This window comes from Ehrlichia ruminantium (assembly GCF_009728835.1).
Taxonomy (GTDB): Bacteria; Pseudomonadota; Alphaproteobacteria; order Rickettsiales; family Anaplasmataceae; genus Ehrlichia; species Ehrlichia ruminantium_B.
In genome coordinates this window covers 814581-839124 of the sequence record NZ_CP033455.1, presented here as the reverse complement: position 1 = coordinate 839124, position 24544 = coordinate 814581, and the positions used below count along the sequence as shown (strand labels likewise).

Genomic DNA, 24544 nt, shown 5'->3' with positions numbered 1-24544 from the left:
AAATATAGTGGCAACAAAAGAAGGTATAATTGAAGCTGAAGGTATTGTAGTTAAGCTATTACGTGATGCAACTTTTATGGTAAAGCTTAATGATAATTGTGAGATAATAGCTCATGCTTCAGGTAAAATACGAAAGAGTAAGATACGTATTTTAATGCATGATAGGGTACTAGTTGAAGTTAGTACTTATGGTCTTAGTAAAGGTAGTGTAGGTAAGGGCAGAATTATTAGAAGATTAAAGATTACAGATGCTTAAGCTTGATAATTTAGTATTAGCTTCTTCATCAAAACAAAGGTTATGTTTATTAAAGCAGCTTTGCATTCTTCCAGGAGAAGTAATGTGTCCAAATGTAGATGAAAGTCCGTTAAAAAAGGAGTTGCCTAAAATCTATTCTATGCGTATAGCTAAAGAAAAAGTTATGCATGTAAGTATTTTATGTCCTGAAAAATTTGTATTAAGTGCAGATACTGTTGTGTGTTGTGGTAGGAGAATATTGCCAAAAGCAGAAACAAAAGATCAAGCACGTGAATGTTTAGAATTAATATCGGGACGTAGACATAGGGTTTATACATCTGTTTATTTATATACTCCTAGTAAAAAATTACATTGTAGAAGTGTAATGACAGTAGTTAAAATTAAACGTTTGTCGGTAGGTGAAATAGATTCTTATGTTGCATCTGAGGAATGGAAAGGAAAAGCTGGAGGATGTAATATACAAGGTAATGCTGGTAAATTTGTAGTGTCAATTAATGGGTCATATTCTTCTGTAATAGGACTTCCATTGTATGAGACTTATTCTATTCTTAGTCAGTATTTTCCGATATAGTATGTACAATTAGTATGTTATAAAACATTTAGTGTGTTTTAAGATTAATTTACGGGTATATAATTTTAGTAATGCAATACTATGATGTATATACAAACAACAGTCGTATCAATTGTTACTTGGGATAGTGCTATTTAAACAAGATATATAAGGAATCTGAGAATTAAGAATTTGATTATTTATTATATAGAAGCACACCATTTTATAGTAATTAGTGTTAATATCACCTTTTATTATTATCTAGTTAGATTATCAGAGTTAGAAAATACTGTCATTTTGGTATTATTAGTTAATCATGGATGCGTTATTTTTAATAGTCTTTCTTACTCTTGCCTATCTTATTTATGTTAATTGTTAAATTATTAAAATATGTATTTTGATAAATTTTTAGCTTGTTTGAAAGAATATTTGAGTAATTATTGAGATAAATATGATTAATCATAAGTTAAATATAGATTATTTTAGTTTATGTAATTGAGCATATCAGATTACATTGCTCTTTATATTTTTAGAAGTGTTCAGTGTGCTAGTACTATTTAAATAGCTGTATAAAAAGCTTTAAGTGTCTGAATTTATCCAATATTTTATTGCTAGTAAATGGGTTATAATTTTTCTGGTTTGTTTAGATAATGCTATTAGTTATCCAGTGTAATTGTAAAGCTGATTTATAGATTTATTGTGGTAGAATTGCTACATTAATTTTAATAATTTCTATATAGGATAATAGCTGTATTATTTGATAGAGTAGTAAAATACATTCTCAAGTTGATAATATGCTTATGTATCAATGATATGTTCTGTTATTAATAGTATTGGTATATCAGTGATGTAAAGTGGTTGTATTCTAGGTGTGCAATTAACATGATGTATTTTAGTTGTTTATGTTAGTAGATGTGTTTATTTATAGTTTATGTTTATTTTATCATAAAGTATATGAATAATTATAATGCAGTAACTTATTATATATTTTTTAGTACTTAGTTACATGAAATAATGTAAAAAAGTGCATGGTATTTTATGTACTAGCTATTGAGCCTATTAGGTTATTATTTAATACATTGAGTAAATTGGTAACCTTGTAATATTATCTACTATATTAGTTGTATTGTGTGTTTATTTATAAATGTAATTTTCGTAATAATAATTAATGATAAATTTCTTGCTAATACTTTAAGCAATTGCTAATATTGAGCGCATTTGAAAAATAACCTTATTGTATGGTGTCCGTGCTGGTTTTGTAATTGTTTAATTATAAGGTGGTTTTTTAAGTGATATTTCACACATGATATAGCATAATGGTCCTGTAGTATTCAGCAGGTTATTTCATGGAGGAGTAACTATTATGAAATTAGGAGAATAGTATGGTTGATTTGCCAAAATTTACAATGCGGGATTTAGTGGAATCTGGTGTTCACTTTGGTCATAAGGCAAGTAGATGGAATCCAAAAATGGCTCCTTATATATATGGAGTACATAACGATATTCATATTATTAATTTACAAAGTACAGTATCTTTACTTAAGAGTGCATTGAGCGCTTTGTATGATATAGTTCTTAAAAGAGGTAGGGTATTATTTATTGGAACTAAAGTTCAAGCTTCTGCCATTATTGCTGATGAAGCAATACGTTGTGGACAGTACTATATAAATAATAGATGGTTAGGAGGTATGTTGACAAACTGGGAAACTATTTCTTTGTCAATAAAAAAGCTAAGAGAATATGAAAAGTTATTACAAAATGTAGATAACCAATTTACAAAAAAAGAATTATTACTTTTTGAGAAAAAACGTGCAAAACTTGATAGATCTATAGGTGGTATTTGTAATATGGGGGGATTACCTCATGTAATTTTTGTAATTGATACAAATAAAGAACGTATTGCTATTAAGGAAGCAAATAAATTAAATATTCCTGTAATAGCAGTCTTAGATACGAACTCCGATCCTACTGGTATAGATTATCCTATACCTGGAAATGATGATGCTGTACGTTCAATTGATTTCTTCTGTAAGGTTGTATCAGATACCATATTAGAAGCAATACGTTCTGACTTAGCTAAGTCTGGTATTAATGTTGATGGTATTAAAGATTTTTCTATAGAAAAGAGAGAAGATTTTTTGAAAATAAATAAAGATCATAAGAGTAATAAAAGTAGTACTGTTAATGCTGATGAAGGTACTAAAGAAAGTAGTCTTATAGGGGGAAGTAATAATGAAAGTTGATATTAATGCAATAAAAGAGTTGAGGGATCTTACTGGTGCTGGTGTTGGAGATTGTAAAGATGCGTTGGTTTCTTGTAATGGTGATATAGATAAGGCAAGGAATTATTTAAGAGAGCAAGGTATTGCCAAAGCTTATAAAAAGTCTACTAAAGATGTATCAGATGGTTTAGTAGCTATTTGTATAGATGGAAATAAAGGTGCTATTTTGGAGGTGAATTCAGAAACTGATTTTGTGGCACGAAATGAGAAATTTCAAAAATTAGTTTTAAATTTAGTTTCTTTAGCTAATCAGTATGGTGTTGAAAGTATAGAAGATTTTCTTAAATGTGAATATGCTAATAGTGTTAATATTCATGATGAGATCATGAGTAATATCGCAATAATAGGTGAAAATATTTATTTACATAGGATAGGTTACTTGTCTGTCAATAATGGTGTAGTATGTGGATATATTCATAATCCTGTGGTTGATAATTTGGGTAAGATAGGTGCGATAGTTGCTTTAGAATCTACTTGTGATATTGAGAAATTAAGAGTATTTGCAAAACAGATTGCTATGCATATTGTTGCAACAAAGCCAGAAGCGTTATCTTTAGATGTGTTAGATAAAGAAATTATAGATAAAGAACGTGATATTGTTAAAAAACAAGTTGAGCAATTAAATAAACCAGCATCAGTTTTAGAAAAGATAATAGATGGTAGGATGACTAAGTTTTATCAGGAAGTAGTATTAATGAATCAGGTATTTGTTATGGATAATCAGCTTACAATTTCTGATTTAATAAAAAAGAAAGAACAAGAATTAGGTTCTAGTATTAATCTAGTAGATTATAGACTGTTTATTATTAATAAGTAGTTTTATGTAATGAACAGGTCTTATGTATGAGTTATTGTATATTAGGGATTCCTGTTTTTTTGTAATTTACTCTTTATATTCTGTGTAATATGTAAGTAATTGCTTTTTTAGTTGAAGTAAGCTTGTATTTGTTATACTTTATAGTGTTGAGATAATAAATAAGGCTTGTCCTATATGGTATATATATATAAGGTGTTAGCATCTTTTGATTGTAGATTTTATGTTACTGTAAGTTTAGTAAGTATATGTTAAGTGTTTTTTTGTATGTGTAATGTACTTAAGTTAGTATAGTAATAGCGTTTATTCAGTAAATACTTTAAGTATTAGCTTACTGCTTGTTAAGTAAATAATTGCTGAGTTAGTAATTACTGTGTTTTATAAAGTAAAGTATGGTTGTATGCTTTCTAATATTGTAAGTAGAAAAGAAAATGGATATTACACCAATTGTTTGCCATAATCAAAATGTCATTACTGGGTATGGTAAGGGTAAGTTTCTTGTAAATGATAATGTCTATTTAGGATCTCATATTATTTTTCCAAATAGAATTATTCCTTATTTGAATCTTAGTGTTTCTAATTTAAGTAATATAGTTGAATTTTTGGATGAGACTATAGAAATTGTTTTGGTTGGTACTGGTAAAGATCATATATTTGTACCTAATGAGATAAAGAGTAATTTTTTGGAACTAGGTTTTAATCTTGAGCATATGTCTACTGGAGCAGTTTGTCGTACCTATAATGTTTTATTATATGAAGGTAGAAATATTTGTGCAGCTTTGATGTCATTATAAGTTGTTATGTTTGAGATTATTAATGAGTATTATTTTATTAATGGTATGATTGCCATACTGATTGTGAGTTTGGTTACAGGCTTACTTGGTTCATTTATGATATGGAAGAATCTTTCGTATTTGGGGGATAGTATTTCTCATGCATCTCTTTTAGGGGTTGCTTTATCTATATTATTAAATATTAGTATATTTACTGGTATTTTGTGTATTTCTGTAATTTTTGCACTTCTGTTGTCTTATAGTATTAGTAGGGTTCACTCCATAGATACAGTATTAAGTATTGTTACGAATGTTACTATGTCTTTAGGAATGATATTGTTATCTTTTTTTCCATCTGCAAACAATAACATTATACATTCTCTATTTGGAGATATGCTTATGTTAGCAAATAAAGATTTAGTAATTATGGCTTTTGTAGCATTAATAATCATTGTGCTGATTGTGTATAGGTGGAAATATTGGTTGATTATGTCAATCAGCAATGATTTATCAGCATCTGAGGGCTTGAATATGGGGCTAATAAGGTTAGAATTTTTAGTAATATTGTCTATTTTTATTGCTTTTGCGGCTCAATTAGTAGGGGTATTATTAATTACTGCGTTTTTAGTCATTCCTGCTGCATCTGCAAGGTTTATATCAAAGACACCGTTACAAATGATAGTTATCTCTACAGTTATTTCTGTGTTGTCTGGTATAATTGGGCTGTTGTTATCTGAAAAGTTTGATATATTTCCTGGCCCTGTAGTGATTATGGTATCGTTTATATTTCTGTTGTGCATGTATTCTGTTAGTAAATTAGTGAATTAATATTGTGTTGACGTTTAAAGTAGGTGTTTAATTCTTAATCTAAATGATAAAATTTTTTTAATTTTTATGAAAATATTTAGTAATTTAAGTCAGTATATTAATCATAGATTTACTTAATTAAGTCTTAAAGTGTTATTAAGATGAGATCAGATCACTAATATTACACTCTATAGTTGCTTGATTATCAAGTATATTGTCCATAAGTATAGATTTGTGTTATATAAATATATTATTTTTTTTATAGTATATAGTTAAAGTATTACTTAAGTTACTTTTTATAAATATCTGTTTTTATTTATTATAAGTGTAGAATATATGTGAAATCTTCTAACAATATTATTCTTCATTCTAAACCAATAATATATAAAAAATCATAATTATAGTTACGATTTTAAAAATTATGCTATAATAAGTATAATCTTGTATAAGCAAGGAATGTTATGCCATTTTTTGAAGATACTACTCGTACAGCTAGTGTAGTTGGCGGTCTTACATGTTTGATATTTGTTGGAAATATATTAATGCGATATTTTTGCAATGGGAACAATGACACTGTGATTGTAGTGCTGTGTTTTTTAAGCATTGGTATTGTAATTTTTTTTGCAACATATGGTAGTAATAAAGATCCACTTACATTTACGAAGCTCAAAGTATATGGGATGCTGATAGCTAGTACGTTGATAATGTTCTGTATTACTAACATAATATTGAAGAAAGAAAATGCAGATTGTAGCCAGCTGAAGAAGCAAAAACAATGTATAAGATCTCTAGAAATACAGATAATTAATTTAAGGATAAAACTGAGTGTTATAAAAAGAGAGGCAGAATTACATTTTAGTGGTTTTGGTTATAATAATCAGATTTGTACTGATATCAATAGAAAATATCTGTTATCAGAGAATATAAAGTACTCTGATTACTATACTTCTTATAGGATAATAAATTTTATCATGTTTGGTATGGCATTATTAATTTTTTTATCTCAGGCATTTCATAGTGCAATGTTTGAAACATCTGATTTAAAAGATTTAGCTTTATATTGTGTTTTAGTATCATTCTTATTAATTATGTTTATTGTTGATAAATTACTATCTTATCGTATTGTCAATGAATTAAATACTGCTCAAAAAGAATATAAAGTTTATGAGAAAACTTTGAATGGTCAATTTGTCAAGGAAAACAAGCAATATTCTGAATTGATCAAAAGTATCTTAAATTATAATACATTAAATAATACAAAAGTTACTGAAGCTCAAATTGAAAAGTTAGAACAACACAAAAATAAAATATTGGAGATCTTGAAGTAAATTTAAATACAATATTTACTGTTATAAGTCTTTTGTAAATTTACAAAAACACACTAAGATATCTAACACTTGCATACTGTGATAAAATAAACATTTTTACTTAAATGTATTAGTTTATTAAATTGATAATATTATGAATATTCCGTTAGCTTGTAATTTAAAATTGTATTTGTTAAATCTTTTTCAAGTACATATGTTTAACTTCTAATTAGTGAAAAATCTTGCATTGATAGTATGATTTGTTATTTACTTTTTGTCATAAATATTGTATAAAAATAGCCTTAAGCTGTTATATTTCCATATTGGTAATTAAGTTATATTAATTTAATATATGTTTTTTTTAATCATGATATTAAAAATTTGATGTTAATTGGTGATAAAAAGGCAGTTAGTTGATAAAATGTGCTTGTATAAGTAGGATGTAGCTTCTATAATGGTAACTTTGTGTTAAATGCTTTAAGTCATTTTTATTATAGTTATTTAAAGGGTAATTATGAGTAACGATGAAAACAAAAAATCTGGATTTCAGAAGAAAGTTAAAAGACGAGATTTTTTAGGATTAACTACCTTATCTATGGCAGGTATTGGTTTGTTGTCTTCAGTATACCCTTTAATAAAATTTCTAAGTCCTTCTGCAGAGGTAATAGCTAAGTCTACTGTTGAAGTAAATTTATCTGATATTAAGGAAGGAAAGACTAAGGTGATAAAGTGGCAAGGTAAGCCTGTTTTTATACGTAAGCGTACTATGCAAGAAATCGAAGAGGCTCGTGCTGCTAATATAAGTGATTTACGGGATCCACAATCTGACCAAGAACGTACGCATTCGGGACGGGAACAGTGGTTAATTATGGTTGGTATATGTACTCATCTTGGTTGTGTGCCAGTTGAGGTTGAGGATGGAAAAAAAGGATGGTATTGTCCATGTCATGGTTCTAAATATGATACATCTGGAAGGATTGTTAGTGGGCCTGCTCCTTTAAATCTTCCTGTACCTGATTATTATTTTTCTGGAAAAGATGTTATTGTAATAGGCGCAAAGGGAGTTGATGTTGCATAAGTTTATAGAATAAGAGGTTATTGATGTCTGGGCATAATAACATGGAAAAACAAGAAGGAAGTGGTATTTTATCATGGATAGAATATAGGTTACCAATTTGTGCTTTTTTAAAGGGGTTAGCTTCTTACCAAGTTCCAAAAAATTTAAATTATGCATGGAATTTTGGTTCATTAGCTGGTATTGCACTAATATTACAAATTATTACAGGGATATTTTTAGCAATGCATTATACACCTCATGTTGCACATGCGTTTGATAGTGTAGAAAGGATAATGCGTGATGTTAATTATGGTTGGTTAATACGTTACACTCATGCTGTTGGTGCTTCATTTTTCTTTATAGTTGTGTATATACATATATTGCGTGGTTTGTATTACGGTTCTTATAAGAGTCCACGTGAGTTGGTATGGTTTGTTGGAATCTTTATATTTTTTGCAATGATGGCTACGGCATTTATGGGATATGTATTACCTTGGGGTCAAATGAGCTTTTGGGGTGCTACTGTAATTACTAATTTATTTTCTGTAATACCTTTAGTTGGTGACAATGTTGTACAATGGTTATGGGGTGGTTTTTCTGTAGATAATCCAACTTTAAATAGGTTTTTTGCATTGCATTATTTATTACCTTTTATTATTTTAATGCTTGCTTCATTACATGTTATAGCACTACATAGGTTTGGGTCAGGTAATCCAAGTGGAATTGAAGTAAAATCTAGTAAGGATACTATTCCTATTTATCCTTATTTTATTGTAAAAGACTGTATAACATTTGGTATATTCTTTTTATTATTATTTGTATTTGTATTTTATATTCCAAATTATTTAGGACATCCTGATAATTATATTGAAGCTGATCCTATGGTGACACCAGCTCATATAGTACCTGAATGGTATTTTTTGCCATTTTATGCTATGTTAAGATCTATACCAAATAAATTATTGGGTGTAGTTACGATGATTAGTTCTATAGCAGTCTGGTTTTTGTTGCCTGTGTTAGATAGGTGTAAAGTTAAAAGTGGAGCTTATCGTCCAATTTTTAGAATATTTTATTGGTTATTTATTGCAAATTTTTGCTTATTAACTTGGCTTGGTGGGCAAGAGGTTAAAGAACCATTTGTAACGTTTAGTAGACTGTCTACCTTGTATTATTTTTCCTATTTTGTGATTATCTTGCCTATATTGTCTAAATATGAGAAATCAGTTGTCCTTCCAAATACACTAAGTGATACAGTTTCGGAGATGAAATAATGTTACTGCGTTTTATCCTCATAATATATTTTTTATGTATTTCGTTTGCTTATGCTACGGATGATTTTCATCCTACATCTCCTAAAAATGTTAATTGGAAGTTTAATGGTATATTTGGTTCGTTTGATAAGCCATCTATTCAACGTGGTTACCAGGTTTATAAGGAAGTGTGTTCGTCTTGTCATTCTATGAAAAGAATAGCATTTCGTAATTTACGTGATGTTGGTTTTTCAGAAGATGAAGTTAAAGCTATTGCTAAGTCATATAAAGTTATAGATGGTCCAAATGAATCTGGTGAGATGTTTGAACGTCCAGGTATTCCGTCAGATTATTTTATCTCTCCTTTTCCTAATAAGGAGGCTGCTGTAGCTGCTAATGGTGGTGCTTTTCCTGTTGATCTGTCCTTAATAATTAAGGCAAGACATAATGGTGCTAATTATGTATATTCATTATTAGTTGGGTATGAAAGTAATACTGCTGATGAAAGTGGTTTATATAGTAATCCTTATTTTGCTACTGGGAAAATATCTATGCCTCCACCTCTCTCTGATCATTTAGTTCAGTATGTAGATGGTACAGACTCTACGTTGCACAATATGGCATATGATGTAGTTAATTTTCTACAATGGGCTGCTGAACCTGAAATGGAGATGCGTAAAAAGCTTGGAATTAAAGTGGTTATATTTTTATTGGTGATTACGATTTTTATATTTTTTGTAAATAAAAAGCTTTGGAGATCTCTATATAAGGATAAGTAAACTTTTATATATGTGCATTTAACTTTAATTGGTGTGGGTTTTATACAAAGATTTTTTTTAATATATAAGTTTTGAATAAACTAATTTGTCGTATTATTATATATTGTAGTTTATCTTAGTTTATAAAAATGTAAGGAAAACTGCTTACGATTGTAAACATATTATTTGATACTCTTCAAAGTAATAATTTTATAATCTTTTTATTTTATGCAATATAAAAATATTCTAAAATGTAGATAAAATATGATTTTTTTGTTGGGCAATATTTCAGAGGTGTTATACTATTTGATGATTAAGGTAGATAAAATATTAATAGGAAGGATTAAATATGTTTTGGGATAAAATTTAGTACTTAATTGTTGATAATGGACAGTATAATTCACTTTCCTTGAAGTTTTTAGTAGTGTGATTTTAGTTGTGCCATTTCCTTTTCTATATTGGATAGGTGGAATCACTTAAAATAAATTGTAGAAATTGTTTGACTTATTGTTATTTCATAGTTAGCATTTATCTTGTCTTTATGTTTAAGATATGGTGTGTTTTTATGAAATTTACTTGGGTGGCTTCTGCATTGGCTTCTATTCTTATGTTATATGGAAATGATACATTTGCAATTAATATATTAAATAAGGTAGATGAATTAAATCATGATCAAGATAAAAGTCAAGGGAGTGATCTAGTTAGTAGGGTTCAGTTTGAAGGTGGAATCGAATCTAAAAAAAATTCAGAAGATCATGGTTACGTTACCCTTGTTAATTATATACCAAGATCAGTAGGGCGTGCAGTAGTAAGTGGTCAAGCCATATCTTATATATCTAGTTCATTAGATAAGTTAATTATCGGTAGTAATACCAGAGGTTCTAATGCTAGTAATAGTACTTTTGGAATGAATTATGATGCTCTATTGCGTTTAGGAGCTGAAATACGTTCAAATAGTTCTGGTATTAAGTATGGTGTAGATTTTCAGGTATGTGTGCCCAGTGTTCAGGGACAACATTTTGGGAAAAAGGCAGCTTTAAATAGAGGATCTAGGATATTTGCTGCGACACCTTATGGTGATTTTTCAATTGGTTATCAAGAAGGTGTAGAGTCATTAATGAAGTTAGATGCATCTGGTATAGTTGCTGGTGATGATAGTAATTCCTGGACACATTATATAAAGGGTATGCTAGCTGAAGAGAAAAATTCTTTAGGGTATTTGATGTATCCATTCCTTTTTTCTGCAGGGCTATATAGCGAGAATGTTTTCAGAAATAATGACAGTGTGGTGTTAAATGGTTCGTATAAAGGTAACGATTTTATAAATAATTTACCTTTGAGGTTATCTTACCAATCACCTAGTTATATGGGTTTTAGGTTTGGTGTAAGTTACTCGCCTACAGGTTATGATTCTAATCTTTTTAATAGTAAGTTTAGTAATTTTAATAAGTTTGATGAATTTAAGGGTGAATTCAAAAAGGGTGGTGGTATTGATGGTGTTGTATATCCGATTACTAGTGGAATGATGCAGGTTAATGAGGATAATACACATAGAAATCCACAGTTTGCTTCTGTAGTCCAACATCCAGGTGATAATAATATTTTATTTGGTGCGAAATATGAGCATATATTGAGTGGTAGTATTGCTTATGATTATGATTTGAATAATGGAATGAAATTTAGTACAGCTATAGTAGGTGAATATTCTTATCCTAGTTTGTATTTTAACACGGAAAGTTATAATATTTATCCAGGAAGTCACTCTCTTCAAGGGATATCTATTGGATCAGTTATTAGTACTGATAATTTTAATTTTGCTGCTGCTTCTGGTTATTTAGGGAAGTCTGGTTTTGTTAAGGAATACTATTATAAAGATAAAATATATCCATTGCATGAAAGATCTAATACTTACTATTGGGATGTGGCATTAGGGTATAGGTATAAATCTTATTATGTCAGTATTGCATATTTTGAAAGTAATAGAAGTGGTAATGTACTGCGTGATATAGGTTTAGGTTTTGAGTATAATTTGTTAAAGCAACACAGCAAAATGAAATGTAAGTTATTTGGTAACTATCATTATTATAATTTTTCTGAGACTGCTATTGTTGATAAGGTTGTTTATAATCATGAAAAAGTTATATATCTTCGAGATGGTTTGAATGCTTTACAAGGTTTAGGCTATAATACTAGAGCAAAGGAAGAAAAATTAAAGAAGGGTGCTGGTACTGTACTTTTAGTGGGTGTAAAATTAGAATTTTAGTATAATATATAGTAATTTTATTTATTTTAAGTATGATTGTGTTGTATCTTAATTGTTAGGGTGAAAAGTTTCTGTAGGTCATGTATTGTGTAAGAATTTAGTACGTTAGTGCTATATGTTTTTCTATAAGTTAGTAGGTAGTTGTTTTGTTATAGGTTATACGTTAGAAATTGAGTTTCTTGGGTTGTGAATTCTTGGGTGTTTTTTATCATTGAGTTTAGTAGTAGGGAAAATGTTATTCTTTGTTAATTAATTACTTAGGGTAAGTTGTTTTCATTTTATCTCTTATAATATATTTTTCTGGTAATAGTTGTATAGTTATATATTGATTTTTATAGTTTTTCATATTTGATTTTGTTGTTTTGACTTTTTACAATTTTATATTTTTAATATTTTATATAAATCTTAAAATATTCCTATTTTATAACGTTTGTATTTATATATATACTTTTTTATCTTAATTTATTTATGAAAAAATTTATGTAGATTGTTATATATTAATATGTTATATTAATAATATAAAGATTATTTCTTGACATTATGTTATATACTTGATTAAGTATTGTTAATATATTTATTGTATGAACTAATTTTGGTAATCTTTATGTTTAAATTTTCTTTGACGACAGCTTTTGTTTCTTTACTATTTTTATATAATGCTAATGCTTTTGCAGTTAATAATTCAACTAAAGCTAATGCAAATGTTAGTGGTAATAAAGTTATAGTGAATGCTGAGAAAAATCATAATGGCATGAAGCGTGTAGTCTTGCGTAAATTAGCAAAGGGTTACCATAGGATTGACTTAGGTGGTCAGGTACTATCTTATGCGTGGTGCACAGATAATATTGCTCAGTCTCAAAAACATGGATTAGAGGTAAGTGGTATTTTTAATATAAAGTCTATAAGTGAAAATCCTAATCTAGGGATTTCTTATGGTGCTAGTCTTCAAATAGGGATACCAGCTGTAAAGGATAATTATTTTCTTCCTACTGTGAAAGCTTATAATAGGGGTGCACAGTTGTTCATTGATTCTGCATATGGAAATATATCAGCTGGATATCAAGAGGGTATCGATTCTATAATGAAAATTGATGCGTTTACTATAGGATCTGGTGATAATAGTACTGCATGGACTAGGAACTTATGGGAGTCAAGCAGGGTTAACGATTTAATATACTATGTTTTTCCTGGTTTATATACTGAGAATTTATTTAATGGCAGTGAATCAATTTCATTTGCTAGCGTTCGAAATCTAGGTAGGGATTTTGTTAATAATTTACCATTTAGGATATCTTATCAATCTCCTAGTTTTGCTGGGTTAAAAGTTGCTGTTAGTTATGCTCCATTAGGGTATGATCAAAGCTTATTTGAAAATATGAGTCAAAATAATTATGAGGTTGATAAATTAACACTTCCTCCTCTATTGAGCTCTCCTTTAGCAGGGAAAGTTACTGCAGAAGATAAGATTGATGAGGTTATTAGGATATTAAGTGGTGGTATGGAATTGGATGATGTTAAAATGAAAGGTGTGGGTAGCTTAGATGGAGTGAAATTTTTTGGACCAAATTATAAAAATATTGTAAATGCAGGATTATCTTATAGTCATTCTTTTGATAACATAGATGTTCAAGCTTCCATTATTGCAGAATATGCTCCTAGTAGTAATGTTGAATTATTGAAGAAATACTCATATTCAGGGCCTTTAATACCTTTTCATGCTTTATCAAGTGTTGCTATTGGTACGTCTGTTGCCTATGATAATATAATAGTTGCAGGATCTTATGGATATTTAGGCAAATCTGGTAAACCTAAACTTTATTCTTATGATAAGAATACTTATTATTGGACGCTTGGTGCAAAGTATACTTATGATAATGCATCAATAAGTACCTCTTATTTTAGAAGTAGTAATTTAGGTAATGAATTTCAAGATTTTAGTATAGGAATGGATTGTAATTTATCTGGTAGTAGTAAATATAAAGGACAATATAAAATATATGGAAATTATCATCGTTTTAATGTAAAACCTACTACTTTAAGTTCTCAGAGTTCTTATGCTGGTAATATGTTATTAGTTGGTATGAAATATGAATTTTAATTGGGACCTAGGAAAGTATTATTAATATATTTGTATTATTGTTTGTTTGAAAAAATTAGGTAAATAAAGTTATACTAGTGTGTTAACTTAGCATGAGTATAACTTTTTTTATAGTATTTATTAATAAGCATGAATTTATATTAAGTCTTGTTACTATATGTATCAATACATATATGAGTTATATGCTGTATTTTTAGTAGTGTAAGAATATGTTTAGACCTTATTTATTATAATTATAGGATTACAAAGTATTGAAGTTTATTGAAATGAATAGGTTTATTGATGGTTACATATAGTATTTTCAAGATTTAGATCAACCAGTATAAAAGTATATATCTTGCTTATTTTGTTACCTATTAAGCTTCTATGTATTGTGGACAAGTAATTATTGTATTATCTAATGTTTTTATATGTAGAACTTATTTCTATATAAAGGTTTTGAATTTTAGGAATTTTTGTATAAATAAGGTATGTGTGTTTCTTTAGTGGTAGCACTTACTTTAATTTATGTTACTATTTTTTAAATATCTCAATTTTTAATACGATTAATAACTAACTAAGCTGAAAATATATGTCTTATTACAAAGGAATTAGAGAAATAGTATTAGATACTGAAACTACAGGATTGGATGCAGATGGAGGAGATAGAATTATAGAAATGGGATGTATTGAACTGGTAGATCGTGTTTTTACAGGTAAAGTGTTTCATGAATATATTAATCCTGAACGTGATATACCATATTATGCGACAAAAATTCATGGTATTACTGTTGACATGTTGAAAGATAAACCAAAATTTTCAGAAATTGCAGATAAATTTCTAGAATTTGTTGGTGGTAGTACATTAGTTATTCATAATGCTGGGTTTGATATTAAATTTATCAAAATGGAGCTTGATAGAATTCAAAAAAACTATAATTCTGATTTTCAAGTTGTAGATACTCTAATTTTGGCAAGAAAAAAATTTCCTGGTGTTTCTTCTACATTAGATGCTTTGTGTAAAAGGTTTAATATTTCTTTGCAGGATAGAAAGTTTCATGGAGCATTATTAGATGCAACATTGCTAGGAAAAGTGTATGTACAATTAATGGGGGGATTGCAAAGATCTTTAGATTTTCAAGATAATAGTGGTGTGTTTCAAAGTAATAGTTGCTCAAATTATATACATAGTAAATCCTATATAAAGCCACGTTTGCATAAAGTAAGTGAAGAAGAAATAACGAAGCACAAGATGTTATTGGAGAAGATAAAAAATCCTATTTGGAATAATATATTTTATGAAAAAGCTAAAAGTTATAATTAGTAGGATGATTTGATGTAGTTCTTATTATTATTTATTAAGTATATACTAAACATAGTTTATAAAAGGATATAAAAAGCACTGATATAGTATTGATAAACGTATAACAATGACTTAGAAAAGTAAGAGATCAAGTATAGGTATTTTTAATATTGGTATCTTATAGTTATTGTAACATAAAATAGAAGTTGTTTGTAGCAATTACATTTTGATAATTTGTAATCTCATTTATTAATTATATTGTTGAATACTTTGTTTGAAGTATTTTCTAGTTTTTTACTTATGTAGCGGTGATTATATAATAATGATTATAAGAATGTACACACCTTTTTTTATTGATGATTAGAATTGTTTTGTATTATAAAATAATAAATTATTTTTTTAAGGTATATATTACTTTTTTGAATAGTTATTTTACGTAAGAAAATATGTATTGTACTGGTTTAGTTATTAATTTTCTTGAAAAATATTGGGATTAAACATAAATAATTTTGGTAATATTACTGTTTAAGTGACTCTAGTATAATGTACGAGATTTTTTACAAATAGTAAATCTATCTATAAAGATGGTATATATTAGTGTTCATTGGAAATTGATATAGTATATTAAAAAGTTGGTCTATATAACTTGTAAAATATTTTACCTATATAAAAAACCTTTATAGCATGTGATTACTTTCTTATTCGATTATGTGAATGTTATATTATATCATTAGATGTAAAGTGATTAAATCCTTTTCTATCCAAGGTTACAATATTATTTAAATTGTCATAAAGTGTTACTGAGTTACCTTTAGTTATTTCTCCTATTTTAGTTATTTTTGTTCCACTTTTCTTGGATATATCTTTTATTAAGTCAGTAAATTTAGGATTAGCTGTAAAAATTAATTCATAGTCGTCTCCTCCACTTAAGACTAAATTGATATAGTTAGGTACATCATGGAGAATCTCTTTGGTTTCATTTGACAATGGTATTTGATTTATATATACAGAGGCTCCTACATTAGATGTATTGCAAATGTGTTCCATATCTTGTATTAATCCGTCAGATATGTCGATACATGAGGATGCAATTTGATTAATATTGATCCCTAAATTAATTCTTGGTTGTGGTATATCATATTTATTTTTTAAATTTTGATAATTTTTTTGAATAATATTTTGATAAACAAGCAAACCTAATGCTGCATCTCCAATTGTACCACTAACATATATAAAATCTCCAATTTTTGCTCCAGATCTTTTTAACAAATTACCATTATTTATTCCAAAGGCAGTAATGCTTATTATGATTGTATTGTTTTTATATGAAGTTGTATCTCCTCCAAGTAATATTATATCAAATATTTTGTGTTCTTCTTTTAAACTATTAGTAAAATCTTGCCACCAATTGTGGGAGATATCGTTAGGTAATACTAATCCTAAGCAGTAACCATAAGGTACGGCTCCCATAGCGGCAATATCTGATAAGTTAGATCTAAGTGCTTTTTTTGCTAATATGCTTGGTTTGCAATTTTTTAAAAAATGTACTTCTTCTATAAGAAGATCCTTTGTTACTACAAGCTGATTTTCTGTACAATTAATAATGGCAGCATCATCACCTATTGATGAACTATTATCTAGTCTATATATGTAGTTTTGTATATATTCGAATTCTTTCATAAAATTTTTAAGTATTAAATTCAAGTAGATAGACTAATAATGGTATGTTATAGTTTAATTATAATTTTAGACTTAAGTGTATATAATTATTAATATTTTGGAAAGATTAAGATTTCATATATATTCTTTGTTGATATAATAGTTAATATATATTTGTGTATAGTTAAGGTATGTTAGCTAAAAAAATGAAGTGTATTTTTAAGTGTGCATATTATGCAATCATTGATATGATAGATCATGATGGAATAGAGCATGCAGGATACTTGTCATTTGTAATATTATTATCAGTTTTTCCTTTTTTAGTTTTTTTTATGGCATTGATATCTAATGTGGCACAGCTGTTATTAAATTACTATGATATTAATGTAAGTGATAAAGTAATTATATTAATTACTGATAATATACCTAGTGAAGTTATTTCTGGATTAATGCCAAGAATTCAGGAAATAATTTCAGGTCCTCCACATAGTTTATTAACATTGGCAGTAATAGGGACAGTTTGGACTGCTTCATCTGCTGTGGAAGGAATAAGAACTATATTGAATAAGGCATGCAGGGTTTCTAGCCCACCTTCTTATATTTTTCGTAGATTGTTAAGTATATTTCAGTTTCTTGCTATTACTTTGGCTATGATTATTGCTATGGTATGTATTATTGTATTGCCTGTAGTGTATGATATGTTAGATAAAAATTTAGGATATTTTAAATATGCTATAAGTGAATTAGTATTGTTTATATCCATTGCTTTATTGTATTTTATTATACCAAATGTTAAACAAAGTTTAGCAGATGTAATACCAGGTGCAGTATTAGTGACTTTCCTATGGACTTGTTCGTCTTTAGTTTTTACGTGGTATTTAAAGACTTTTCATCAACTGAATATAATATATGGTAGTTTAGCTAGTATTATTGCTTCTTTGTTATTTTTCTACATTTTAAGTATATTCTTTATATATGGTGCGGAGTTTAACTATAGGGTAAAAAGTACGTTTTATAATCTTATGTGAGAATTGATACTATGTAGTTTTTTTATATGTGTTATAGCATGTTGCAGTATTATGAGTTTAAAATGAATATTCTTGTCTTTTATAACATGATAAAGCTTTAATATATATAATTGAATCATGGCCGGTTTGTCACTGTACAAAGTATCAGATAAGGATAGTATTAAAGTAAATGTTTTACCTGGTTGATATGTACAATTTGCAAGTATATTAAATAGTTAGTTCTGTAATTAAAGGATGTACTCTATTATATATTTACATTACAATATTATTGTTAAGTATCTTGTTGGTTTTTGCAAGTAATAGTTTGTTATTTGTATTTTGTGTACAATGTGTTTATATAACAGCAATTGCTGTAATTAGAATAAATAACATGTAAAACAGATGAAAATAAAAATTGGTCTTAATATGTTACTTATTTAAATGTCACAAAAGTATTGCTTATGTGTACTGATATAATTCAGGACAGGATCTTCTAGTATAGATATCATGATATCTACTTATAAGGATATCAAGTGATGATGATATTCTTATTTCTGTACTCCAAAGAGAGAACAGAAGCGGAAGCCATATACCTGAACTATATCTTAGTATTACACATAAAGTGACAAAGCGTGCAGCGTTATAAAAAATCGCTAACAAAAATTATTGCTAATATGCTAACAATTATTTTATGAAAATACTATAAGCATTTATTGTTTGATTACTTTTTTCTATTATATGTGTATTGATCGTGACTTTTAGTTTTTTAGGTAACTGTGTCTGTAATACTAGAGTCAGTTTGTTGTGTGTTCATGTTAATTTCTATTAACTTGCTAATGTTTTTAGCAAATACAGATAGTGCAAGTAATACACTAGTTAGTGCAAGACTTATAATAGCACCAATAAAGTGCGGATATGAAAACTCAGGTAAGTTGGACGTTTTAATACCACAAAACCATGATATTGCAACTATTATTGATAGTACTGTAAATATTACAGAAGCACAAAGACAAATTCCTAATACTATATTTAATTCTGTATAATTTATTTTAGACGTTTGTGCTACGGGTGTATGCATAATTATTACCATTGAAGATTTATTAACCTTTATGTTAATTAATTATTAACTACAAATCAATATTATATTAACTTATATCACTTTATTAAATTTCTTTGTGTATATGATAAAGATTCTGCGGTATGTTCATACGATATAATAGTTTCTGAAGATAAGTCTGCAATAGTTCTGGAAACCCTTATGATTTTCATATATTCTCTAGCAGACATGTTTCTTTTTTGTAATACATGTTCTAGAAGTTTCATTGCAGGTTTATCTGGAGTGAAGAATTTTAATATTGTCTTTTCTGATGCTGTAGCATTATTAAAATATGAACCATAACGGTCTGATTGTAATTTTCTTGCAAGTATGACACGTTTTTTTATTGTTTTTGAATCTTCTGTTGTTTTGGATCTATTGTAAGATAGCATGTTTATATATGGTACTTCAACATGTATGTCTATTCTATCATGTAGTGGTCCGGAAATTTTGCTTTGATATTCAATTGCACATTTAGGAGCTTTAAAACAAGATTGTGAAGTATCTCCAAAATATCCACATTTACATGGATTCATTGCAGCAATTAATTGGAAGTTTGCTGGGTATTTTATTTGGATATTTGCTCTTGAGATAAGAATTTCTTTATTTTCTAATGGCTGTCTTAATGAATCTAGTACTGATCTTGAGAATTCTGGTAATTCATCTAAAAATAGTATGCCACGATGTGCTAAAGTCACTTCTCCTGGTTTAGCATATTTTCCTCCTCCTACCATGGCTGCTATAGATAATGAACTATGTGGATCACGAAATGGACGTGTTGTTGATATTGATTTTGTACATTGTTTTGTTATACTTGCGATGCTGTTTATTTCAATAATTTCTTCGTATGTTAAATCAGGTAGTATTCCTGGAAGTCGTTTTGCTAGCATTGATTTTCCAGTTCCTGGTGGACCTATCATTAACATATTATGACCTCCAGCAGCAGCAATTTCTAATGCTCTTTTTGCTATAGATTGGCCATTTATATCTTTTATATCTAAATATTTAATATCTTCTATTGATATATTACAAGTTGGAGAAAGTATAGTTTCATTATTGTTGAAGTGTTTTATTAATGAGATTAAGTGTTTAGGTGATAGTATTGAAATATCTTTTATTAGTGATGCTTCTGAACCATTCTTATATGGACAAATTATTCCTATATTGTGATTTCGAGCATTTATAGCAGCTGGTAATATTCCAGATACTGGAACTATTGATCCATCTAATGATAATTCTCCTAGTATGATATATGGTAAGTTGTTAATTTTGGGTATTGCGCCAATTGTCATTAATAGCCCTACTGCTATGGGTAAATCATAATGACTACCTTCTTTTAATAAGCCTGCTGGAGATAAATTTATAGTTATTCTTTGTGTTGGTAGTGATAGATTAATAGAATGTAAGGCAGCTCTGATACGTTCACGAGATTCAGCAATTGTTTTATCTGGTAGTCCAACTATGTTAAATGCTGGTATTCCTTTTGCTACATGTATTTGTACATCAACGTTTATTGTATTTATTCCATAAAATGCTACACTTTTGACTTGTATCATAGTTTGAGTTTTTACTCTAATAATTAAAATATTAATATATCTGTGTTTTAGGTATGTTCCTAGTAATTTATTAATAAATATAAGATTTTAGGGTATTTAATAAATTATGATAGATTTATTTCTATTTCAAAGGTGTAAGTACTAGCATTATCCTAGGTATTTTCTAGATCTCCTTTGAATCCTACACTGATTAAATACATTTCAGATGAGTCTTTTCTACTTGCTTTGGGTTTGAAATATTTTACGGAATTAAAATGGTATTTTACAGATTGATAAAATTCTTTTTCGTACTCCCCTTGTAAAATTTTAGTTACAAATACTCCATTATATTTTATAAATTTTACAGCTATTTCTAAAGATATTTCACATAGATTAATTATGTTGGCATGATCTACTTGTTTATTGCCACAAGCTTTTGGTGCCATATCAGATAATATTACGTCGAATTTTTTTTCGTGAAATGTAGTGTTTAATAGCTCTATATTATTAGCAATATCACATAGAATAAATATTACATTAGGAATTTTATTCATTTTTTGCATATCTACTGCAAATACAGAACTGCTATTTCCATGGGATACTTTTTGTGATGCAACTTGAGACCATCCACCAGGTGATGCACCAAGATCTAATACGTATTGTCCTTTTTTAAAAATGGAAAATTTATTGTCTATTTCTATTAACTTAAAAGCAGATCTAGACCTATATTGTTGTTTTTTTGCTAGAAGTACGTAAGGATCATTTAATTGTCTATGAAGCCATCTTGTAGAAGAAATTTTACGCCCTTTTGCAGTCTTGACAGTGATAGATATGTAATTGTACCATTAAGTTAAAATAAAATGATAAGTTATTTTTGTTTAATAACAAGAATTATTTTATTGATATAATATATATTATTGATAGGATTATTATATAATATATTTTCTATATGCGGAGTGTAGCGCAGCCTGGTAGCGCTCTTGGTTTGGGACCAAGAGGTCGGGAGTTCAAATCTCTCCACTCCGACCATGTTTTATTTATAATATTAAATACATTTTTTATTACATATTTTCTATATGCTATGCTAGATCTGCTGTTTTATTCAAGAATGAATGATACAATATGTAGTAATTTATCTATTTGTTCTTGGTTTATGTAATGTAAAAATTTATTTTTTTATTCTAAGAAAGATTTTAAGTTCTTTATAGATTTTTACATTGCTAGGTATGTAATTGTATGTCATTAAATTGAAAAAATGATGAGTTATTTTTTGATAGTAACTTATATATTTTCTAAGGATTTTTGTATGGTTATTTGGGTTGTAAATTTATAATATGGTTTATCCAATAACTGGATATTAGTTTATATCAAGTATATGATACTTTATGATTACATAAATGTTATCTTTGTTACGACTCATAACGTTGTTCATTATTTATAGCACATGATGAAAGTACTGCTATGTTAGTAATTATGTGTAAGTGAAAGTATTAGCAGATTATACTGTAATTACATATCATGATAGTACTGAGATGAGTGTGATGGACTAATAGGTGTAGGACTAGGATGATGATCATGTTGTGGGCTATGATCTTCATGGGTAAAGCTGCCCATACCTGCACCAGCTGCATGCATTATTTCTTGGTCAGCATGAGGATATTGACTATGGCTATATGGATCTTCATGATGAGCAGCATAGATAGAATCTCCTCCATCACTAGTCTCTCCTCCAGCAGCTGTACTTCCTCCTTCAGTTGCTCCACCACCTGCGTCCATAGGGGATCCTGGTTGTGCATCTGGTATTAATTTTGGTAATCCAAAGAAGTTTTTACCTGAATCTGACATTATTGAACAGTTGGTCTTGAGATTCATTCCTAAAGATGCAACTGACGCTAATACATTTCCAGTTGTCATATCAGCAACACCTGGTACGTTTTTATAAAACCATGCAAGAAAGATAAACATAGAAAACATAGTTTCTTCTTCTTCTCCTCCATGTGCACTACTGTGTTGTTCATGCAGATAAGATTGTAATGCAGATACGTTTATTCCACTTGAATGAGAGTCATCCATAACTTACCAATATAAACAATTTTTACATTATTGATATTATATTATGTAATTGTAAATATATTTTTAATAAGTAATATAAAGATATAAAATTTATGATGATTTAGGTGATACTAGAAAAATATTATAATGAAATCCTATATTATGTAGGAAATTTCATGGATTATCAAAATTAGTACAAATATATAATCAGGAACTTCTTAACAAGTGAAAGTACAGTTGCTAGGAATTCTATTTATGTTGGTTATCATTATGACGTATGTTTCAATAGTGTTTTTTTATTTTGAAATGTTTGTAGTTGCTGGTTTAGTAGGAGACAATTTTTTGGATTTGCCTTATGTGTAAATCATATTCTGAAAATAATTATAATGCGTTAATTTTGTATTCTGTAAAACAATATAATATATTATGTAATAATATAGGTTATTATTAAAATTAACTTTGTGGTTGTTTCATACTAATACTTAAAGCTAATATTTTCATATAATTAATATGTAAGCATTTTAGAATATTTGAAACGGTTGTATATGAGTGAATAATATTTATTCAGAATCAGGTTGATTCATTTGTGGGAATTGAGAAAATGTTGATATAACGTTTTAGTATGTACTACTGTGGTATATTAGTTGAATGGTTTATAGGCTTAGCTTATTTTACATTTATAGTAGCTTTGGTATCTTTTGACAGTTTTTTTTTGTTTCTGTTTTCTACATGGTAAATTGGCTTTTAATAGGTTGGATAGAACTTTTTTTTTTGCCCATAATGCGAAAATACGACAACTTAGACCAAGAGTTGCTGGACAATAAAAGAAAAGTATGAGTTTGGTGATAAAGAAAGTGTGACTGAGTATTATTGAATTTAGTAATAAAATGAAAATTAATAGTATGATTGTGAAATTATTTAGTTATATTATTTGATTTTCTGAGTCTATTAATTTTATTATTTCTTCTCTGTATTTTAAAAATATTGTATTTTTAGTCGTTAAAAAGTGTTTTTTAAAGAAGTATCCTAATACATTTAAACTTAATTTGAATTCTATGTTAGAGAATTCATACGTGTTGTTGTTGTATATGTTATAAAGTAATTTAGGTAGTGGTAGTAAATTTTTTTTATAAGGTAATCCTATGTCTTCCGATATTGCTTTTCCAGTTTTTGGGGAAATAAATGTTAAATGTTCTTGCGTATTATTTATAGCGCATTTTGACAAATCAAGTCCAAATCCAAGTTCAGAAAGTAATATCATTTCCAATTTTAAATATTTTATTTGCCAGTTAATATTTTTAAGTTGTATTGAGCTAATAAAAATGTCTAGATAATGGTAAATAGTGTAATTTTCTTCATTTTCTGGCAATACTTGATCTAATATAAATGTAAAAAAAGCTAAGCATAAAATTTGTAAATTATTTGTTATATAATAGTGTAGAGTAGATTTAATAAGTTCATATTTAAAGTACCCCAAATTACTTATTAATCTTGAACTCCAAGTCACGTTAATATAATCACCTATTTGTAATCTACTAGTTGTTTTTTTATAGTGTTTTGTCAGTCCTTTTTTTAAACCATGTTTTTGGGTAAGTACTGAAATAATGATTTGATTATCGCAATATTTTCTTATTGCAATTACTATACCTTGATCTTGCCATCTCACACTATTAGGTTATTTTATAATATTACTTATCA

20 protein-coding genes and 1 tRNA gene are annotated in these 24544 nt (G+C 28.0%); 16 read left to right on the top strand and 5 right to left on the bottom strand.

Going from position 1 to position 24544, the window contains the following annotated elements; genetic code table 11:
- Positions 1-7: 7 nt before the first annotated feature.
- The 13 genes from infA (at position 8) to dnaQ (ending at position 15518) form a co-directional block, all read left to right on the top strand.
- Complete coding sequence (gene infA / locus EDL80_RS02870; protein ID WP_158406680.1) at positions 8-256, top strand: translation initiation factor IF-1; 249 nt, start codon at positions 8-10, stop codon at positions 254-256.
- Positions 249-827, top strand: coding sequence for a Maf family nucleotide pyrophosphatase (locus EDL80_RS02865; protein WP_158406679.1), 579 nt, complete (start codon positions 249-251; stop codon positions 825-827). Before infA ends, EDL80_RS02865 begins: the two co-directional genes overlap by 8 nt.
- 1361 nt (positions 828-2188) lie before the next feature.
- Positions 2189-3049: a 30S ribosomal protein S2 gene (gene rpsB / locus EDL80_RS02860; protein WP_158406678.1), complete on the top strand. Its 861-nt coding sequence runs from the start codon at positions 2189-2191 to the stop codon at positions 3047-3049.
- Positions 3039-3905 (top strand): translation elongation factor Ts, encoded by an 867-nt coding sequence (gene tsf / locus EDL80_RS02855; RefSeq protein ID WP_158406677.1) that lies wholly within the window; start codon positions 3039-3041, stop codon positions 3903-3905. Before rpsB ends, tsf begins: the two co-directional genes overlap by 11 nt.
- 428 nt (positions 3906-4333) lie before the next feature.
- Positions 4334-4696 (top strand): Mth938-like domain-containing protein, encoded by a 363-nt coding sequence (locus EDL80_RS02850; RefSeq protein ID WP_158406676.1) that lies wholly within the window; start codon positions 4334-4336, stop codon positions 4694-4696.
- Positions 4697-4702: 6 nt separating this feature from the next.
- Positions 4703-5503, top strand: a complete 801-nt coding sequence (locus tag EDL80_RS02845; protein ID WP_158406675.1) for a metal ABC transporter permease — start codon at positions 4703-4705, stop codon at positions 5501-5503.
- 440 nt (positions 5504-5943) lie between these two features.
- Positions 5944-6810 (top strand): hypothetical protein, encoded by an 867-nt coding sequence (locus tag EDL80_RS02840; protein ID WP_158406674.1) that lies wholly within the window; start codon positions 5944-5946, stop codon positions 6808-6810.
- A 493-nt stretch (positions 6811-7303) separates the two neighbouring features.
- On the top strand, positions 7304-7867 hold the full coding sequence (petA, locus tag EDL80_RS02835; protein ID WP_158406673.1) for a ubiquinol-cytochrome c reductase iron-sulfur subunit: 564 nt from the start codon (positions 7304-7306) through the stop codon (positions 7865-7867).
- 23 nt (positions 7868-7890) lie between these two features.
- Positions 7891-9117, top strand: a complete 1227-nt coding sequence (locus EDL80_RS02830; protein WP_158406672.1) for a cytochrome b — start codon at positions 7891-7893, stop codon at positions 9115-9117.
- Positions 9117-9875 carry a cytochrome c1 gene (locus EDL80_RS02825; protein ID WP_158406671.1) on the top strand — a complete coding sequence of 253 codons (759 nt, stop codon included), beginning with the start codon at positions 9117-9119 and terminating at the stop codon, positions 9873-9875. The genes EDL80_RS02830 and EDL80_RS02825 overlap by 1 nt, the downstream gene beginning before the upstream one ends.
- Before the next feature lie 544 nt (positions 9876-10419).
- On the top strand, positions 10420-12117 hold the full coding sequence (locus EDL80_RS02820; protein ID WP_158406670.1) for a hypothetical protein: 1698 nt from the start codon (positions 10420-10422) through the stop codon (positions 12115-12117).
- A gap of 604 nt (positions 12118-12721) precedes the next feature.
- A complete protein-coding gene (locus EDL80_RS02815; RefSeq protein WP_196492730.1) occupies positions 12722-14215 on the top strand; it encodes a porin in 1494 nt (497 codons plus the stop codon).
- Between the two features lie 571 nt (positions 14216-14786).
- On the top strand, positions 14787-15518 hold the full coding sequence (gene dnaQ, locus EDL80_RS02810; protein ID WP_158406668.1) for a DNA polymerase III subunit epsilon: 732 nt from the start codon (positions 14787-14789) through the stop codon (positions 15516-15518).
- 696 nt (positions 15519-16214) lie between these two features.
- Here dnaQ and thiL read toward each other — a convergent pair.
- A complete protein-coding gene (thiL, locus tag EDL80_RS02805; RefSeq protein ID WP_158406667.1) occupies positions 16215-17177 on the bottom strand; it encodes a thiamine-phosphate kinase in 963 nt (320 codons plus the stop codon).
- 170 nt (positions 17178-17347) lie between these two features.
- Here thiL and EDL80_RS02800 point away from each other — a divergent pair, with 170 nt between their 5' ends.
- On the top strand, positions 17348-18184 hold the full coding sequence (locus EDL80_RS02800; protein WP_158406666.1) for a YihY/virulence factor BrkB family protein: 837 nt from the start codon (positions 17348-17350) through the stop codon (positions 18182-18184).
- A 755-nt stretch (positions 18185-18939) separates the two neighbouring features.
- Positions 18940-19206 (top strand): hypothetical protein, encoded by a 267-nt coding sequence (locus tag EDL80_RS02795; protein ID WP_158406665.1) that lies wholly within the window; start codon positions 18940-18942, stop codon positions 19204-19206.
- 112 nt (positions 19207-19318) lie between these two features.
- On the opposite strand, the gene EDL80_RS02790 is transcribed toward EDL80_RS02795, so the two are convergent.
- Positions 19319-20815 carry a YifB family Mg chelatase-like AAA ATPase gene (locus EDL80_RS02790; protein WP_158406664.1) on the bottom strand — a complete coding sequence of 499 codons (1497 nt, stop codon included), beginning with the start codon at positions 20813-20815 and terminating at the stop codon, positions 19319-19321.
- A 152-nt stretch (positions 20816-20967) separates the two neighbouring features.
- Complete coding sequence (locus EDL80_RS02785; RefSeq protein WP_158406663.1) at positions 20968-21591, bottom strand: RlmE family RNA methyltransferase; 624 nt, start codon at positions 21589-21591, stop codon at positions 20968-20970.
- Between the two features lie 155 nt (positions 21592-21746).
- Here EDL80_RS02785 and EDL80_RS02780 point away from each other — a divergent pair.
- A tRNA-Pro gene (locus EDL80_RS02780) sits at positions 21747-21823 on the top strand.
- 480 nt (positions 21824-22303) lie between these two features.
- Here EDL80_RS02780 and EDL80_RS02775 read toward each other — a convergent pair.
- Both EDL80_RS02775 and recO read right to left on the bottom strand, forming a co-directional pair.
- Positions 22304-22867, bottom strand: coding sequence for a hypothetical protein (locus tag EDL80_RS02775; RefSeq protein ID WP_158406662.1), 564 nt, complete (start codon positions 22865-22867; stop codon positions 22304-22306).
- A gap of 901 nt (positions 22868-23768) precedes the next feature.
- The gene (gene recO / locus EDL80_RS02770) at positions 23769-24512 is read right to left on the bottom strand and encodes a DNA repair protein RecO (RefSeq protein ID WP_158406661.1); all 744 of its coding nucleotides are present in this window, start codon (positions 24510-24512) and stop codon (positions 23769-23771) included.
- Between the last annotated feature and the right edge of the window lie 32 nt (positions 24513-24544).